At 38.0% G+C, this 17,805-nt stretch carries 18 protein-coding genes and 1 other annotated feature; of the genes, 16 read left to right on the forward strand and 2 right to left on the reverse strand.

Going from position 1 to position 17,805, the window contains the following annotated elements:
* Nucleotides 1–46: 46 nt before the first annotated feature.
* The 8 genes from ICI50_RS03135 (at nucleotide 47) to ICI50_RS03170 (ending at nucleotide 7,178) form a co-directional block, all read left to right on the forward strand.
* The gene (locus tag ICI50_RS03135; protein WP_056940988.1) at nucleotides 47–814 is read left to right on the forward strand and encodes a TrmH family RNA methyltransferase; all 768 of its coding nucleotides are present in this window, start codon (nucleotides 47–49) and stop codon (nucleotides 812–814) included.
* 114 nt (nucleotides 815–928) lie between these two features.
* Nucleotides 929–1,279 carry a winged helix-turn-helix transcriptional regulator gene (locus ICI50_RS03140; RefSeq protein ID WP_013853762.1) on the forward strand — a complete coding sequence of 117 codons (351 nt, stop codon included), beginning with the start codon at nucleotides 929–931 and terminating at the stop codon, nucleotides 1,277–1,279.
* Between the two features lie 37 nt (nucleotides 1,280–1,316).
* Nucleotides 1,317–1,525, forward strand: a binding site (T-box leader).
* A gap of 41 nt (nucleotides 1,526–1,566) precedes the next feature.
* The gene (gene pheS / locus ICI50_RS03145; RefSeq protein ID WP_025084207.1) at nucleotides 1,567–2,616 is read left to right on the forward strand and encodes a phenylalanine--tRNA ligase subunit alpha; all 1,050 of its coding nucleotides are present in this window, start codon (nucleotides 1,567–1,569) and stop codon (nucleotides 2,614–2,616) included.
* A gap of 3 nt (nucleotides 2,617–2,619) precedes the next feature.
* Complete coding sequence (gene pheT / locus ICI50_RS03150) at nucleotides 2,620–5,034, forward strand: phenylalanine--tRNA ligase subunit beta (protein ID WP_188891926.1); 2,415 nt, start codon at nucleotides 2,620–2,622, stop codon at nucleotides 5,032–5,034.
* Nucleotides 5,035–5,108: 74 nt separating this feature from the next.
* Nucleotides 5,109–5,585 (forward strand): transcription elongation factor GreA, encoded by a 477-nt coding sequence (gene greA / locus ICI50_RS03155; protein ID WP_054640395.1) that lies wholly within the window; start codon nucleotides 5,109–5,111, stop codon nucleotides 5,583–5,585.
* A gap of 54 nt (nucleotides 5,586–5,639) precedes the next feature.
* Entirely contained in the window at nucleotides 5,640–6,551 is a 912-nt protein-coding gene (locus ICI50_RS03160; protein ID WP_013853766.1) for an L-lactate dehydrogenase, read from the forward strand.
* Between the two features lie 118 nt (nucleotides 6,552–6,669).
* Nucleotides 6,670–6,921 carry a type II toxin-antitoxin system HicA family toxin gene (locus ICI50_RS03165; protein ID WP_013853767.1) on the forward strand — a complete coding sequence of 84 codons (252 nt, stop codon included), beginning with the start codon at nucleotides 6,670–6,672 and terminating at the stop codon, nucleotides 6,919–6,921.
* 32 nt (nucleotides 6,922–6,953) lie between these two features.
* Nucleotides 6,954–7,178, forward strand: coding sequence for a hypothetical protein (locus ICI50_RS03170; protein ID WP_013853768.1), 225 nt, complete (start codon nucleotides 6,954–6,956; stop codon nucleotides 7,176–7,178).
* Nucleotides 7,179–7,401: 223 nt separating this feature from the next.
* Here the strand turns inward: ICI50_RS03170 and ICI50_RS03175 are convergent, their stop codons facing one another.
* Nucleotides 7,402–8,325, reverse strand: coding sequence for an N-acetylglucosamine kinase (locus tag ICI50_RS03175; RefSeq protein ID WP_013853769.1), 924 nt, complete (start codon nucleotides 8,323–8,325; stop codon nucleotides 7,402–7,404).
* 98 nt (nucleotides 8,326–8,423) lie between these two features.
* On the reverse strand, nucleotides 8,424–11,018 hold the full coding sequence (locus ICI50_RS03180; RefSeq protein ID WP_188891928.1) for a YfhO family protein: 2,595 nt from the start codon (nucleotides 11,016–11,018) through the stop codon (nucleotides 8,424–8,426).
* 88 nt (nucleotides 11,019–11,106) lie between these two features.
* Here ICI50_RS03180 and ICI50_RS03185 point away from each other — a divergent pair, with 88 nt between their 5' ends.
* The 8 genes from ICI50_RS03185 to ICI50_RS03220 all read left to right on the forward strand — a co-directional run bounded on the left by ICI50_RS03185 (nucleotide 11,107) and on the right by ICI50_RS03220 (nucleotide 17,703).
* The gene (locus ICI50_RS03185) at nucleotides 11,107–13,215 is read left to right on the forward strand and encodes a peptidoglycan D,D-transpeptidase FtsI family protein (protein WP_013853771.1); all 2,109 of its coding nucleotides are present in this window, start codon (nucleotides 11,107–11,109) and stop codon (nucleotides 13,213–13,215) included.
* 75 nt (nucleotides 13,216–13,290) lie between these two features.
* Complete coding sequence (rpmG, locus tag ICI50_RS03190; protein WP_006351577.1) at nucleotides 13,291–13,440, forward strand: 50S ribosomal protein L33; 150 nt, start codon at nucleotides 13,291–13,293, stop codon at nucleotides 13,438–13,440.
* Nucleotides 13,441–13,493: 53 nt separating this feature from the next.
* Nucleotides 13,494–14,060: a 5-formyltetrahydrofolate cyclo-ligase gene (locus tag ICI50_RS03195; RefSeq protein WP_013853772.1), complete on the forward strand. Its 567-nt coding sequence runs from the start codon at nucleotides 13,494–13,496 to the stop codon at nucleotides 14,058–14,060.
* A 33-nt stretch (nucleotides 14,061–14,093) separates the two neighbouring features.
* Nucleotides 14,094–14,774 carry a rhomboid family intramembrane serine protease gene (locus ICI50_RS03200; protein ID WP_013853773.1) on the forward strand — a complete coding sequence of 227 codons (681 nt, stop codon included), beginning with the start codon at nucleotides 14,094–14,096 and terminating at the stop codon, nucleotides 14,772–14,774.
* Complete coding sequence (locus ICI50_RS03205) at nucleotides 14,774–15,010, forward strand: YqgQ family protein (RefSeq protein WP_013853774.1); 237 nt, start codon at nucleotides 14,774–14,776, stop codon at nucleotides 15,008–15,010. Before ICI50_RS03200 ends, ICI50_RS03205 begins: the two co-directional genes overlap by 1 nt.
* 58 nt (nucleotides 15,011–15,068) lie before the next feature.
* Nucleotides 15,069–15,470: a rhodanese-like domain-containing protein gene (locus ICI50_RS03210; protein WP_013853775.1), complete on the forward strand. Its 402-nt coding sequence runs from the start codon at nucleotides 15,069–15,071 to the stop codon at nucleotides 15,468–15,470.
* A gap of 69 nt (nucleotides 15,471–15,539) precedes the next feature.
* Nucleotides 15,540–16,460: a tRNA (adenosine(37)-N6)-dimethylallyltransferase MiaA gene (gene miaA, locus ICI50_RS03215; protein ID WP_056940990.1), complete on the forward strand. Its 921-nt coding sequence runs from the start codon at nucleotides 15,540–15,542 to the stop codon at nucleotides 16,458–16,460.
* Nucleotides 16,453–17,703, forward strand: coding sequence for a methionine gamma-lyase family protein (locus tag ICI50_RS03220; protein ID WP_095342476.1), 1,251 nt, complete (start codon nucleotides 16,453–16,455; stop codon nucleotides 17,701–17,703). Before miaA ends, ICI50_RS03220 begins: the two co-directional genes overlap by 8 nt.
* Nucleotides 17,704–17,805: the final 102 nt, after the last annotated feature.

A 17,805-nucleotide genomic window follows, 5' to 3' on the forward strand; every position in this document is an offset into this window, starting at 1 on the left:
TCTAATTATCATCTATAATGTAGAGAGAAGCAAAAAGGAGAAAAATATGCAACAAATCAGTTCAGTTAACAATGCAACAGTAAAGAAATTAGCTAAATTAAAGCAAAAGAAATATCGTGACGAAGAAAATCGCTACTTGATTGAGGGCTTTCACTTGTTTGAAGAAGCAATGAAGGCTAACAAGAAGTATCAATATATTTTGGGTACTGAACAGGCACTTGATCAGGCAGAAGAAAAGTATGATGTTGATCTTAGTGGTAAAAACGTAATTTTGATCAACAAAGCGATTGCTCGACACTTAAGCAGCACCAAGAATTCACAAGAAATTTTTATGGTGCTTAAAATTGACCAGCCGCGTGAATTCCCATTTAATTTTGGCAAATGGGTATTGCTGGATAATTTAGCTGATCCGGGAAATGTCGGTACGATTATTAGAACTGCGGATGCTGCAGGATTTGATGGCGTGGTTTTGTCACCAGAAAGTGCAGATTTGTACAATCCAAAAACACAAAGAGCAATGCAAGGCAGTCAATTCCATATTGACTTAATTAAACGCGATTTGGCTAATGTTATTACTGATTTTCAAGATATTGGCATTCCGGTTTATGCTAGCATGTTAGATAGAACTGCTAAACAATTGCCAGACTTTGAAAAAGTACCCCAGCTTGCTTTAATTATCGGCAATGAAGCACATGGCGTAAGTGAAACGATTGCCAATTTAAGTGATGAGAAGTTGTATATTCCAATTAAGGGACAGGCTGAATCGTTAAATGCTGCAGTAGCTGCCGGGATTATGATCTATCACTTTGCATAACACTTGTATTAAGTAAGTGAATTTTCTATAATGATCATTAGCAAGAACAACTCAACTATTATGTTAAAATATGCTAATATTTTTTGTTGGAATTAGATGATGGAGGAATCACTTATGCTTGAGGTTAAAGAAAAACAAGAAAAGGCTCCTTGTAGCCCAGAAGATTATGAATTATGCAAACATTTTATTAAAGCTTTCCAGATTATTGGCAAAAAGTGGAATGGCTTAATTATTAGTTCACTTTGTGATACCGAAGATATGCGTTTTAAGGACCTAGCTCGTTGCATCGAAGCTTGTTCTGATCGGGTTTTGGTTGAACGGGTGAAGGAACTTGAACGCGATCAAATCGTTCGCAGAACAGTAGATGATAAGACTGGCATTATTTCTTATGGGCTAACTGAAAAAGGTGCTGAACTTAAGCCAGTCTTTGATCAAGTGCATCATTGGGCCGATAAATGGGCCTAGGACTTGCAAGAAAATCAAAAAAGAAATATCATATTAATTAATTACTGAGATCAAGACTAGTAGCGATTAGCTTTTTGAGACAGAGAATCTTTTTTAAATAGCTGAAAGAAAAGATAAAAGAAGCAATTGTGAATTTCATCTTGGGAGTAGAATCTAATCAATTCCGGTATTTCACCGTTAACGAAAATTAAAGTGTGAGCTTAAGATGCTCAAACTAGGGTGGTACCGCGACGCTTCGTCCCTATGAAGGGACGGAGCTTTTTTTATTGTGAAAGGAAAAAGATTTAATGGACTTATTTGATAAGTTGAAAGAGCTCCATGAAGAGGGAGTTAACCAAATCAATAAGGCAACTAATGAAGATGCTTTAAATAAAGTTAGAGTTAAATTAGTTGGTAAAAAAGGCGAATTAACCAAGATTTTACACTCGATGCGTGACGTTGCACCAGAGAACAGACGTGAAGTCGGTCAAAAGGTGAACGAATTACGTGATATGTTTAATACGCAATTGGATGCTGCTAAGGAAAAAATGGTTAAAGCACTTTTGGCTAAGCGCCTTGAAGATGAAAAGATTGATGTTACTTTGCCAGGACGTGAAGCTCATTTAGGTTCTAAGCACCCCATCAATATTATCTTAGACGATCTTGAAAGCTACTTTATCGGTATGGGTTACAAAGTTGTGCAAGGTCCAGAAATTGAAACTGACCATTACTGTTTTGAAATGATGAACTTGCCTAAGGGTCACCCAGCTCGTGATATGCAAGCAACTTTTTATATCGATGACGAAAATCTGCTGAGAAGTCAAACTTCAGGTGACCAAGCTCGTGTGCTTGAAAAGCATGATTTTGCTAAGGGTCCATTAAAGATGGTTGGTCCTGGTAAGGTTTACCGTCGTGATGATGATGACGCTACTCACTCCCATCAATTCATGCAAATGGAGGGTTTGGTAGTGGATAAGCACGTTACGATGAGTGACTTAAAGGGTACCTTGGAAATGATTGCCAAGCACGTCTTTGGTCAAGATCGAGCAACTCGTCTTCGTCCAAGTTACTTCCCATTCACCGAGCTATCAGTTGAAATGGATGTATCCTGCTTCAATTGTGATGGCAAGGGCTGCCCGATTTGTAAGTATACTGGTTGGATTGAAGTTTTGGGTGCTGGTATGGTTCATCCTAATGTTTTGGAAAATGCTGGCGTTGATTCCACTATTTATGGTGGTTTTGCCTTTGGTTTAGGACTTGATCGTTTTGCTATTTTGAAGTACGGCATTGACGACATTCGTGACTTCTACACTAACGATGTTCGTTTCTTGAAGCAATTCCGTAAGGAGGAAAATTAATAGATGTTAGTTTCATATAATTGGTTACAAGATTTTCTTAATTTAGATCAAGAACCTCACGCTTTAGCTGAAAAAATCACTCGTACTGGCGTAGAAATCGCTGATGTTAAGCATCCAGCAGAGGGCTTAAAGAAATTAGTTGTTGGTAAAGTGCTTGACTGCAAGGGCGTTGAAGGCACTCACTTGCACTTGACTCACGTTGATGTAGGTGAAGATGAACCGTTGCAAATTGTTTGTGGTGCGCCTAATGTTGCCGCAGGTGAATTGGTCATCGTTGCTTTACACGGTGCTCGCATTACCGGCAATGAAAAGATCAAGAAGGGTAAGATCCGCGGCATGGAAAGCTACGGCATGATCTGTGGCATGCAAGAAATTGGCTTTAGCGACAGTGTTGTACCAGAAGAATTTGCCAACGGCATCTATGTCTTCCCAGAAGACGCTGACGTTAAGCCAGGGGAAGACGTTTATGAAGCACTTGGCATGAATGACTACATCTTGGACTTCGATATTACGCCTAACCGTGCCGATACTTTGGGCATGGAAGGTGCCGCATATGAAGTTGGTGCCATTGTTGATCAAAAGCCTAAGGTTGAAGACGTTGTATTAAAAGAAGACGGTCCCGCTTGGACTGACTCACTTGATGCTAAGGTTGATGAAAAGCTTACTCCTAAGTTTTATTTACGTAAATTGACTGGCGTTAAGATTCAAGACTCGCCACTTTGGATGCAAAGACGTCTGTGGAATGCCGGCATTCGTCCAATTAACAATGTCGTTGACGTTACTAACTACGTCATGCTTTTGACTGGTCAACCAATGCATGCTTATGATGCCAAGACTTTTGCTACTGGCAAGCTTGAAGTTAGATTGGCTAACAAGGGCGAAAAGCTTACTTTGCTTAATGAAAAAGAAGTTGAGCTTGATCCGCACGATATCGTGATTACTGATGGCGATAAGCCGGTAATGATGGCTGGTGTGATGGGCGGACTTAATTCTGAAATCACTTCAGAAACTACTGACGTCATTTTGGAATCAGCTATTTTTGACCCAACCTTGGTTAGAAAGGCTGCTCTTCGTCATGCTAACCGTACCGAAGCTTCAAGTCGTTATGAAAAAGGCGTTAACTGGGATGCAACCGAGAAGGCAATCAACATGGCTGCACTTTTGCTTAGAAATGATGCTTCAGCTACTGTTGATGAAGGCATTTTAAAGGCTACTGATAAAAAGCGTGGTTCAGTGGTAGTTAATACTACTGTTTCATACATTAATAAGGTTTTAGGTACTGAAATTAGCGCAGCTGACATGATTAAGATCTTTGATCGTTTGGGCTTCCCCGTTGACCAAGACGGTGACAAGATTGCTGTTCATGTGCCAAACAGAAGATGGGATATTGCCATTCCAGCCGACTTGGTAGAAGAAGTTGGTCGAATTTACGGCTATGACAATTTGAAATCGACTCAGCCTCTGCTAGCTGAAACTCATGGTGGCTATTCCAAAAAAGAAGAAATGATGCGTCGGATGAAGGCTATTGTTCAAGGCCAAGGCTTGATGGAAGCTATTTCTTATTCATTGACTTCACCAGAAAAGGCTGTTCGCTACACTAAGGATCCTAAGGCTGTTGCTAAAGTAGAAATGCCACTTAACTCAGGTCGTTCAGTTATGCGTCAAAACTTGATGACTGGTTTGGTTGACGCTGCTAGCTACAACTTCGCTAGAAAGCAAACCCAATTAGCCTTCTTTGAACAGGGTAGAGTTTATGACCACGATGGTGGTACATTTAATGAGCATGAACATTTAGCTACTCTTTATTCAGGTAATACTTTTGCAGAAAATTGGCAACATGTGACCCAAAAAGTAGACTTCTACTTTGTTAAGGGCCAATTGACTAACTTGTTTACTGCAATAGGGATTGATCCTGAAAGAGTGGTTTATAAAGCTGAAGGAATTGTAGGGATGCACCCAACGAGAACTGCTGGCATTTATATTGATAAGCAATATGTTGGGATGATTGGAATGATTGCTCATGCTGTAACTTTTGCTGACAAGGCTCTTCGCGGCAGCGAACTTTACGGTTATGAAATTAACCTGGATGTTATTATCCCAATGTTGACTAAAGGAATGACTGCTAAGCCAGCTCCTAAGTTCCCAGCAATTGAACGTGACCTATCACTCTTGGTCGATAAGGAAGTTACTAACCAAGAAGTTGAAAATGTCATTAAGTCTAATGCTGGTAAATACTTAGTGGCTCTTAAAGTAATCGATGTTTACGAAGGTAGCCATATTGAAGCTGGTAAGAAGAGTTTTGCCTACAATTTGACCTTCTTAAACGAAAAGGATACTTTAACTGACAAGGTTGTTAATAACGCTATGGACAAGATCAGAGCTGGCCTTGAAAATGATCTTGACATTAAAGTTCGTTAAAGGTTGACTTTACTGGTGTAAACCAATATTATTGATCAGTGCAAAGAAAATTTAATTTCTGAGGAGTTAAAAATATGCCTGAAAAATCTTATCCAATGACTGCTGAAGGTAAAGAAAAACTTCAAGCAGAATTGAAAAATTTAAAATTAGTTAAGCGTCCGGAAGTAATTAAGCGAATTAAGGTTGCACGTTCATTCGGTGACTTATCAGAAAACTCCGAATACGATGCAGCTAAGGACGAGCAAAGTCATGTAGAAGACAGAATTGAGCAAGTTGAAGACATGCTTAAGTATGCGCAAGTTGTTGATGCTGACAGTGTTGATCCTAATGAAGTTTCAGTTGGTAAGACTATTACCTATACTGAGGTCGGTACAGATGATCCTGAAACCTACACTATTGTTGGTAGTGATGAATCTGACCCATTAAACGGCAAGATTTCTAACGATTCACCAATCGCTCAAGCTCTTTTGGGCAAAAAGAAGGGTGAAACCGTATCAATTACCACTCCTGGTAGTCAATTTGACGTTGTAATTAACGAGGTTAAAGCTTAATTAGCAAAAAAGACCGGGATTTTCCTGACCTTTTTGTGTAGAGAGGTTTTTAAAATGCGAACAGTAGGAATAATTGGCATGGGGCATGTTGGTGCTACAGTTGCATATACTTTATTTACCCATGGTATGGTTGACGATTTAATTTTAATTGATAAAAATGAAGACAAAGTAAATGCTGAATATAATGATTTGCATGACACTTTGGCTAGAAACGACAGCTATGTCAACGTAAGAAAACAAGACTGGGATGGCCTGGAAGATGCAGATATTATCATTACAGCCTTTGGTGATATTGCAGCTTCAGTTAAGACCGGCGACCGCTTTGGTGAATTTGATTTAAACGCTAAGAATGCTAAAGAAGTCGGTGCAGACATCAAGGAATCAGGTTTCCATGGTGTTTTGATTAACATTTCCAATCCATGTGATGCCATTACGCAAATTTTGCAAAAAACAAGTGGCTTAAAGAAGAATCGTGTCTTTGGCACTGGTACATTCCTTGATACTGCTAGAGTTCAAAGAATTATTGGTGAAAAATTGGGTCAAGATCCGCGTAATGTAGAAGGATTTGTGTTGGGTGAACATGGTTCTTCACAATTTACTGCTTGGTCAACGGTTAGAGTTAACAATAAAATTGCCTTGCAGTTATTTAGCGAAGATGAGCAAGAGAAGATTAGTGAACAATCAAATAAGAACTCATTTATCGTGGCTAAAGGCAAGGGCTATACCAGTTATGCTATTGCTACCTGTGCAGTTCGTTTAGTACAAGCTGTGTTTAGCGATGCTCGGTTATATTGCCCAGTTTCAGTTTATAATCCAGAATTTAAGACTTATATTGGCTATCCAGCAATCATTGGTCGCGATGGGATTGAAGAGGTAGTCGAACTCAAGCTTACTTCAAATGAACGTGAAAAGTTGCAAGGTGCTGCTGATAAGATTAAGGAACACTTGGAGCAATTGAGTAAGTAAAATTTAAGATAAATTAATTACTGTACAAAAGATCGAAATTTTGATTAATTTCGGTCTTTTGTATTTTTCTCAAAAAATTTTGGCCTTTTTTTGCGTAATAAATAATGGGAGGTAAATTTTGAAAATTAAACGCAAAAGAGGTGAAGTTTTTTTGAATCAAATGAAAAAATTGATCAAGAAGTTTGAGCAAAATCCTGGTGACTTTACATATGATGAAGCTATTAGATTAATGAGATATGCAGGTTTTAAGCTATTAAACAAAGGTCGTACAAGTGGCTCACGAGTGCAATTTGAGCGTGGTGATGTTAAAATTAATCTACATAAACCACATCCACAGAACACTCTTAAACAATATCAATTAAAAAAGTGAAGGGATGGATTAAGGAAGGCAGGTATAAGGCTATGAGTCTACTAACCTACAAGGGATATCAGGGTACTATTGAAACAGAAGACGACATCTTGTTTGGTGAAGTATTAGGGTTAGAAAATACTTTCATTTCTTATGAAGGAAAAACTTTAGCGGAATTAAAACAAGATTTTAAGGCGGGTATTGATGACTATCTTGAAAATTGTCAATTAGAACATGAAAAGCCCGAATGTCCGAATAAAGATAGAGCAAAAATTTAGTGGCAAGAGTTATTGTCAGCATCTTTAGCTTAAAAAAGTAATTGATATGTAATTTTGAAGGTAGTGAATATGAAAACAAATAAGTTTTCTTCTAAAGATTTTGTATTTGAAAAATCATCCAGAATTGTATAGTTTGGATGTCGACTAAAAATATGGATAAAAATGAAGCCCACAACCTTTATGCAAAGTTGTGAGCTTCTTTGTAACTATTTAGAACAGATCATTAGTGATCTTCATGGTTAGTGAAGTAACGGTAATCTTTACTCTTGTCGAATAAAACAGCACGAGCATTTTCACCATTAGAAATTGAGAAAACAACATCAGGATATTGGGTCTTAACTTCATCTTCAACTAAGCCTCTAAGCATAGCATTATTGGCTAAAACAGAACCAGTTAAGGCAATCTTCATTGGCTTAGGATCTTCGTAGCGACTCAAACCGATCAAGATATCACGAGCAAGAAGGTGAGCTTGTTCTTTAATAACCTTGGTTGCATCTTCATCGCCGGCGTCAGCAAGCTTAGCTACGTGAACGGCCATGCCAGCAACCTCTGGATTAGACATTCTGTAGAACTTAGCATTGCATTCATTCATGTGTTCTACATCGAATAACTTGGTAAACATTGGGATAAGTGAATTTTCTTCACGTTTGTCCCAACTAAGAAGTGCAGATTGCATAGCTGAACGAGCAATTGCATAACCTGAACCTTCGTCACCTAAGATATTACCATAACCGCCAACTGCGATTAAGTGACCATCTTGTAAACCATTATAAACGGATCCGGTACCGGCAATAACCAAAGCACCATCATCACCTTCAAGACCAGCATATAGAGCTAAGAGTGAGTCGGTAATTGCGCGTGTAGGCAAGTTATTGATTCTTGATGAAATAGTTGCAGCGACTTCTGGTGCGTTACCTACAACAGATAAACCCGCAATCCCAACTAAAACGCGCATGCAGTCGCCATCGACTTTATTCAGCAGTTCATTAATTGTATCTGAAATATTCTTGATACCGCCTTCGTAGTCAGCGTTAATTTGACCTGTACCGCCTTCTGCGCGACCGATTTCCTTGCCAGTTTCATCATATGCGATTGCAGTAGAATGTGTACCACCTGCATCAACACCAATTTGGTATTTAAGAGCCATAATTAAATCTTCCTTCTATATTAATTTATCCAAATGATAACGTATACATTTTATTACATTTTTATTGGCTAGGTCTAGTATTATTTCTGCTGTTAGCGCTAACAGTGCGTATTTTTTATCGAAAAATAGTAAATAATGATTGAAATAATAGTGATCAGTAATCCGATTAGAAAAATCCATGGGATATAAATTAAGGTAATTTGATGCTGTCCTTTAACTAATTTAAAGTTTAAAAATGTCTTCATGAATAAAGTTTTATTCTGATGCAGCAGTTTGCCTTTGTCAAAAATGAGCCAATTGGAGCTAGCAGGAATAGTGGAATTCATGGTCATTGCTTTTTTGGTTGCAAACCGGTTGGATTTGATTTTTAAACCAGCTTGCGAAAATATTGGTTGATTTCGTTTGAATGCGGTGATTTGCGTATTTAATTTAGTGGTATTTAATCGCCATAAGTTAGCTGAATTTAGATTTAAATCGTTCTTTTTTAGAGTGATAGCGATTTGAATACGTTGGCCTTGCATTTGGCTGCCTAGATTAATTAATCGTGGGTCGGGATCACGCACGGATAAATTAAGGTTAGAATCGTTAACATGAATTTCTGTGCTATTTTCATCAAGATCGCCTGGCAATTCGAGATAATAAGAATCATTAGTATGCGGTCTGAAATTAAAAATTACGCGACTAACTTGAGCATGCTTTTTTCTGGAGTATTGCATCCAGCCGCCTTCCCAACCAGTGACGCCATTTTTTTTAGGATCAGGCCAGATAACACGGGTAAAAAGCTGCGTTTTCTTACCAGTAGCCTGTTTAAATAACAGGTTTTGGTTATTACTGATGCTGGCAGGATCAAACTTAATTTCTTTAGGAGCAGTTGGCGAAAGGAATAGTAGAGGCAAAGCATGATTATTTTTTACTATTAGTAATTGCTTGAATTTTTTCTGCATTGCATAGTCGCTAACATCAATTCGGTGATTAGGATTATCATATTTCATCTGCTTGTTTTTACGTAGCGGAATAATATCGTTGTTGGGTAAGAGATAATATTTAACCCCTAATAAATCATCAGTAATTGGCGTGCCACCAAAATTATTATAGGAATTACTGTTATTGACAAAACCTAAATTCATTAAAAGATTAAGAACGCGTTGGTCAGAAATGGAATTAAAACTACTGAGGCCGTTATAATCAGCCGTAAAGGGATCACCATCTGAGCGGTAAAAAGTTTTTTCTGTGCGGTAAAAGCCTTGATCATGCATTTTTAAGTATTGCATAGCCTGGTTAGTATTAGCAGCGAAGTTTTGAAAATCGCTGTCTTTCTGATATGCCAAATTGCCTAAAGAAAGTACAACATTGATAATTAATTCTAGTTCTACAATTAAATAAAAGAATGGCGCGGCTAATTCAGTTTTTTGATAGATTAAGCCAATAAAAAGCAGACCTAATGCAAGAAAACTACAGGATGAAATTTGTGCTTCTTGAGTTAAAAATTCAAAACCTTGATTTAAGCATAAGTAAATAGCTAATCCCAATGCTAATATAGCTAAGATGCCAATTTGAATAAGCGAGATTTTTTCATGTTGTCGAAGAAAGTCAATCGCTAGGTTCAAACTGAGGAAGATCAAGACAAAACTAAAACGACCTGGATACCACACTGGAAATTGACCTAAGTGCCATAGTAAGACTAACGGTGTCCAAAACAATGAAGCAATTAAAAATGATAATAATAAGCCGTTAGCTAGTTTATTTTGCCAATTTATTTTTTTACTTAAGAAATATAGGATTGTAAACATAAGCAGGGGCAGGGCGATATAAATATTAGGCATCCCTTCCTGCATCTCATGAAAGTTGTAGGCACCATCAGCTAATTTGCTAAATTGTTCATATGGTGGGAACTGAAAGCCCCATGACCATTGAGCTGAGGACGCAGCTTTGCCCTGCAGCATTTCTACAAAAACAGGCAGCAACATAAAAGCATTGAAGAAGGAACCAAACATGCTACATTTGAGATAATTCCAAAAAAGTGGCAATCTGCTTTCTTTTTTAATGAAGAAGATCTTAGTTAAGAAATAAAGCAAGCCGAATAATAGTGCCATAAAAGCTGTGTAAAAATTGGTTAACCATAATAGAAAGGTGATTAGTGTTAAATGATTTTTTTGCTTAGCTAATACTTTATCTATGGCATCAATTAATAAAGGCAAAAGCAAAACTGCATCTAGCCACATTAAGTTATAGTAATTGCCAATTACATAACCAGATAAAGCGTAAGATGAACTAGCAGCTAAAACATAGAAATAATTAGCGATTTTTTGATGCCAATAGTAATAGCTAGTCAAGCCAGCCATTGCGATTTTTAATGCAATAATGATTAAAATTGCTTGGGGAACGAATTTTTGTGGGAATAAAAACAGCAATAAATTAAACGGACTAAAGAGATAATAAGCGTCAGTAGCTAGCATTGAGCCACCTAAGCCGTTAGAAAAGGTGTAGATTAGTTTAAGGGGATGCGTGAAGAGGTTGCTTCTAAAAAAAGCTAAAAAGTCAACGTATTGCTGACCTAAATCTACTGTTAAAATACCGTTGTGGGTATAGAAAAAGTAGCTCACAAAGATTAAACCCGGTAAAATAAAACTTATGAAATAAAAGAGAGTTTCTTTATTGAAAGATAATTTATGCATAGTAAAATAATGTTTCATTAAAATTTGTCAAAGCTCCATTCTCAATCGTAGAATTAACGTTCAGTTTTTGTTAAAATACAGACAGTTTTAGTAAGGGACGATATACGTGGATTATTTTAGAAAAAATAGTGGGACTGGCTCCAATAAGCAGTCCTCTACTCCAATAAGAATGCGAATCATTCTGGGCGTAATCCTGATCTTATTCGCGATGCTAATTGGTCAGCTGGCATATCTGCAGCTGGTCTATGGCTCTCGTTTTAAGGCGGAAGTGCAGAGAACTGATTCAACTGTTATCTCTAATCAGGTGCCCCGTGGGGTAATGTATGATGCTAAAGGGCGGATTCTAGTTGGTAATAAGGCAACCAATGCCATTACCTATACCAAGAGTGCGTCGATAACGACGACAGATGTTTATAAAATCTCCAATGCCTTAAGCAATTACATTAAGATTACCGATGAAAAGCCCACAAAGCAAATGATAGCTGATTATTATTTAGCTAATAGTGATAATAACACTAGAATTACGGCTAAATTACCTAGGTCAGCCAAGGTTGATCCTGATGGCAATAAAAAGACTAATGGTGAAGTCTATAAGGCAGCTTTAGCCTATGTGGAAAAGATGGATCCTAAGCTTACGCCTAAGGAAAAGACTGCAGCTTTGATCTTCAATAAGATTTCAGGGGCCTATACTTTATCAACGATTTATGTGAAAAACAAAAATCTGACTGATAAAGAAATTGCGCAGGTAGGTGAACACTTATCAGAATTGCCAGGAGTCGGCATTGGGACTGACTGGCAAAGATCGTATCCTAACGGTTCATCTATTCAAAGTATCATTGGTTCTGTTTCAACTGAAAAATCCGGTTTGCCAAGTGATAATCTACAGTATTACTTAAGAAATGGCTATTCCAGAAATGATCGAGTTGGTATATCATATCTTGAAGAAGAGTATGAATCGCTTTTGAAGGGTACTAAGTCGACTAGCCGTGTAACTACTAAGTCTAACGGCAATATTCAGCAAACTAAAACCGTTTATGACGGTCAAGCGGGTGCTAGCCTGATGCTAACGATTGACGCGCAATATCAAAAGAAGGTTCAAGCTGCGCTTAAACGAGTTTATAGTTCAGCTGAAGCAGCTGGGGCGGCTCGTTATTCTAATGGTGCTTATGCCGTTGCAATGAATCCTAAGACGGGAGCTTTGCTAGCTGTTGCTGGACTTAATCGCAATACTAACACAGGTAAAGTAACCGATAATGCCTTGGGCGTAATTAACCAATCATTTGTTATGGGGTCTGTTGTTAAGGGAGCAACGGTTTCTGGTGGTTTAATTAATCATGTGATCACGCCAACTAATAATACTTTGCCAGATACGCCAATTTACTTACCTGGCTCACCAGTTAAGAAATCTGTTTATCCAGTCGGTACATTCAGTGCCCTAGATGCAGAAACGGCTTTGGAAGTTTCAAGTAACATTTATATGATGCATTTAGCGATGAAATGGGTTGGCGCCAAATACGTGCCTAAGCAATACATTCATATGCCAGATGACTCGTTTAATGTGTTGCGAAGAAACTTTGCGATGTTTGGCTTAGGACAAAAAACCGATGTTGATTTGCCAGGAGAGGTTTCAGGAATTGAAGGTAAATCCTTTAACTCTAAAGGCAATATTTTGTCAGGTTCTGTCCTCGACTTGGCTTATGGTAACTATGATGCTTATACGCCAATTCAATTAGCGCAATATGTTTCTACGATTGCTAATGGTGGTAATCGGATGCAACCGTATATTGTGCAATCAGTTGGGCGCACCAGCAAGGATGGTAAGAAGGTCTACATTAGCTATAACAAAAAGCCTAATGTTCAGCAATCTATTCCTTGGACATCAGCTGAATTGAACGTGGTTCAACAAGGGTTCTGGCGCGTTGTTCATGGAACTAATGGTTGGGGTACGGCTCACCCATTAAAGAATGTTAAGCCTTCAATCTCTGGTAAAACTGGTACCGCACAGACATTCTATTATGATGCGGAACATCCTAACAGAAAACACAATATTGAATTGATTAACGCAACTTTCATTGGCTATGCTCCTTCTAAGAACCCTAAATTGGCTGTGGCAGTAGTCTTCCCAGGACTTGACCCAGATGGTGAAGGAACGTATACTTTACAGGTTGCAAAGGCCATGATTAAGGATTATTTTGCACTTCATTCCACAAAATAACAATTTTTACTGGTCAAATTGCTTGAAAAATGCTATTCTAGTACAGTCAGAATAAAAGTGTAGGTGGTGAAAAAAATGGCAGATAACATCATTTTGGAATGCACCGAATGTGGCGATAGAAGTTACTTATCTAAGAAGAACAAGCGTAAGCATCCGGAACGTTTATCTTTGAAGAAGTATTGCCCAGTTGAAAGACGAGTAACACTTCACCGTGAAACTAAGTAATAAACCAAAGTAGCAGGTTGTGTGCCTGCTATTTTTTGTTTTTAGGTAAAAATATGAAAAAATCAGAATTAAGACAACAACAGATAAAACGATTAAAAAAATATGTAAATTTCCAAGATAAAAAGCAAGAAGATAGTCAATTACTTGAAAAATTTTTGGGGTTAAAGATAGTAAAGGATAGCCAAACATTTGGCGTTACTGCATCTTTACCAATGGAAGTAGATACATCTGAATTGATTGCTCGTTTATGGGATCAAGGCAAGGAAGTTTATTTAGCTAAAGCTAGAACTGATCAAGAGCATACTTTAGATTTTTTACATTATACATATAAAAGCAAATTAGTGAGATCAAAATTTGGTGTAGAGGAAATCGCTGAAGATGATCATACAGAAATCAACAATGAACTTGATGTTGTTCTGGTTCCAGGCTTAGCCTTTGCATTAGATTCGCATGTTCGTTTAGGTTTTGGTGGCGGTTATTACGATCGTTTCTTAGCTAAATATCAGCGGCAGACTGTCTCTTTGGCAAATAAAGTGATGCAATTTCGACAGGCTAATTGGCCAGTTGAAAAGACAGATGTGCCAGTGCAAACAATTGTGACAACTGAAAAAATCTATTAGAATAATCACAATGATAAGTTTAAGGGGGATTATATGAATCACAAAATTAACCTCTCACAATCATTTGTGACTTTAGGAATTTTAATTATACTGCTCGCTGTTTTTTTGGTAGAAGTATTTTTAGGCGGCTCGGAAAATACTAACGTGCTAATGAAAATGGGCGCCATGAGCAATTTTGCCGTGGTTGTTGGTCAGCAGTGGTGGCGTTTATTTACTGCTCAATTTTTGCATATTGGTGTCATGCACCTGGTTTCTAATGCCGTGATTATTTACTACATGGGGCTTTATATGGAGCCGTTGATGGGTCATTGGCGTTTCTTAGCTACTTATTTGCTAGCCGGGATAGGTGGTAATTTACTTAGTTTGGCTTTTGGCTCAGATCGTGGCCTTAGTGCAGGGGCTTCAACCGCATTATTTGGTCTTTTTGGCGCAATGACCGCCATTGGTTTACGTAACATGCGCAACCCAATGATTAGCTATCTAGGACGGCAAGCCTTTGTATTAGCTTTGATTAATTTAGCACTAGATTTATTTGTACCAGGTATTGATATTTGGGGGCATCTTGGTGGTTTGATTAGTGGCTTTTTGCTCGCAATTATCATGGGTGATCATATAATGAAGACTTATAACCCTAAGTGGCGGGTTTTAGCTGGTGCGGTACTAATCGTGTATGTTGTTTGGACAGTTAGAACAGGGATGGTTATTAACTTCTGATGAAAACTTTATATGATGTACAGCAGCTGTTAGAAAAATATGGTATTTTGGTTCATGTAGGTAAACGGATCTGGGACATTGAGTTAATGGCCTTGGAGCTAGATAATATCAATCGTGCGGGGATAATAGATCCGCATGATTATATGGTGGCTAAGCTGATTTTACGTAAAGAGCACCGCGTTGAAGAATTAAAAGAAAAAGAACGCCAGAAAGACGCTAAAAAAGATAGCAAGTAAATTAGATTAGCGGTATCATTATATTTGTAAGTTTTTATGAAAGGGCAGATTAGAGTTTATGTCGAGTTTTTTAATTGTCTTAGATATTGTTTTATTGGTTATCTTACTAGGAATTGGTGGTATATGGGCTTGGAATAAGATTCAAGCTAAGTCTATCGGTGGCGAGATGACTAATAAAGAATTTAAAGAGGGCATGCGGAAGGCACAAATCATCGATCTGCGTGAGAAAGAACCATTTAAGCGGAAACATATTGATGGTGCCCGTAATCTGCCATATACAATGCTTAAGTATCAATATGGTGAGTTAAGAAGTGACTTGCCAGTTTATCTTTATTCGGATTCCAATACGATTACTTTAAGAGCTGCCCGTTTCTTGAAGAAGAAGGGCTTTGTTTCTATCCACTGGCTTAAGGGTGGATTCGAAGCATGGGATGGCAGAACTAAGAAGTCTAAATATTAATTAAAAAGACACATTTGGAGGAGATCCAATGTGCTTTTTTTGTATCAAAATTAACGAGAATGGATGTTTATGCAAAAAGTATTAGCAATCGTAGGACCGACTGCAATTGGCAAGACTGATTTAGCAATAAAAGTTGCTCAGCAATTGAATGGACAAATCGTGTCAGGAGATTCAATGCAAGTCTATCGTGAAGTGGCAGTCGGTACAGCCAAGGCGACTAAGGAAGAGCAAGAGCAGGTAAAGCATTATTTAGTTGATACCCGATCGATCTTTGATGAGTATTCAGTCAAAGACTTTGTTACTGAAGCAACAAAAGCAATTACTCAAATTACCGAGCAAAATAAACTGCCTATTTTAGCTGGCGGAACTGGTTTTTATGTTAATGCCTTGCTGAATCAGATGCAGCTAGGTGAAAAAAAGAATGAAGATCGTGGTACGTCTCAAAAATGGGAAGATTTTTTAAAGCAAAATGGCCCGCTAAAATTATGGCAAAAATTAAACACTAAGGATCCGGCGGCAGCTAAAAAGATTCCTGTACAGAATACACGTAGAGCGATGCGGGCATTAACAGTGATTGATCGCACGGGGAAGAAATTTTCACAGCAGCAAAAAAAGATTAAGCCGCGCTATGATTATTTGATTATTGGCCTCAATTCTGATCGTCAGGAAATATATCGACGCATCAATTTGCGTGTAGATAAGATGATAGAGAAGGGGATGCTTAACGAGGCGCGTTTTATTTATGATAATCGGACGAAAGAGCATCAAATTTTGCAAGCTATTGCTTATAAAGAATTTTTCCCTTATTTTGCGGGCGAAAAGACAGTGGCTGAATGCGTTACTCAATTAAAAACGGCCTCTAGACGCTATGCCAAGCGGCAACTGACTTATTTTAGAAATCAATTGCCAATTACCTGGTTTGATCCCTTAAACGATCCAGAATGTGAAGCCAAGATTATTAGAAAAGCGAGTGAATGGCTAAATGAATAATTTACCAGAAAAATTACAAAAAATTGTTAAAGCAGTAGATCAGCAAATTGCGCCAAAATTGGCAGAAATTGAAGATCAAATCGTTTACAACCAAGCTAAGGTGCTAAAAGCCTTTCAAGACAATGATGTAGCTGAAGCTGATCTCAATGGTGCAACTGGTTATGGCGATGATGATATTGGTCGTGATAAATTAGATAAAGTGTATGCACAGGTATTTCAAACCGAAGATGCTTTGGTTCGTCCTCAATTTGTCTCAGGTACGCACACGCTCTTTACGGCATTAAATGGCAACTTGAAATATGGTGATACGTTAACTTACTTAACAGGAATGCCTTATGATACTTTACAAAAGGTGATTGGCTTAACTGACGATAAGCGCGGCACTTTAGCTGAAAGAGGGATTAAATTCTCTTATGTACCATTAAATGATCAAAATTTAATTGACTATGATGAAGCTGAAAAGATTTTAAAGCGTGATCAGCCCAAGATTGTTGCTATTCAGCGCTCACGCGGATATTCCACTAGAAAGACTTTTACTGTTGATCAAATCAAAGAAATGATTGCTTTTGTCAAAAAGGTAAGTCCAAATAGCATTGTCTTTATCGATAATTGCTATGGTGAATTTTCTGAAAAGCATGAGCCTACCGAATATGGTGCGGATTTAATGGCTGGTTCTTTAATTAAAAATGCCGGTGGTGGTCTAGCCAAGACCGGTGGTTATATTGTTGGTAAAAAGGAATTGGTTGAAAATGCTAAACTCGCACTAACTGCACCGGGATGCACTGATGAAGGAGCTACAATCGGCAACTTGCATGATTTTTATGAGGGCTTCTTCTTGTCGCCTAATGTAACAGGAATGGCTGAGAAGGGCATGATCTTTGCGGCTGCATTATTTGCCAAGATGGGGTTAAATGTGACGCCAGCTTGGGATGAGAAGCGTAGTGACATCATTGAAACAATTATTTTTAATGATCCTGATAAGATGATTAAGTTTGTGCAAGAAGTACAGAAAAACTCGCCAATTGATTCTTTCGTCACTCCTGAAGCAGTCCACATGGAAGGATATGAAGATAAAATTATTATGGCGGCTGGCAATTTCGTTTCAGGTTCAACGATTGAGTTTTCAGCCGATGGTCCGGTTAGACCGCCTTATGCTGTCTATATGCAAGGCGGTCTGACCTATGCCCATGATAAAGTGGCAATTGTCAACGCTGTGTGCGATACCTTTTTTAATAATGATTAACAAAAAGTAAAGTTTCGAAATTTTTAATGGACCAATTTGACTTTTTGAAATTGGTCTGCTATTCTATTAAATAGTTCTAGGAGATAAAAATTAATCATAGGA

Origin of the sequence: Lactobacillus kefiranofaciens, from assembly GCF_014656585.1 — a bacterium.
Classification (GTDB): domain Bacteria; phylum Bacillota; class Bacilli; order Lactobacillales; family Lactobacillaceae; genus Lactobacillus; species Lactobacillus kefiranofaciens.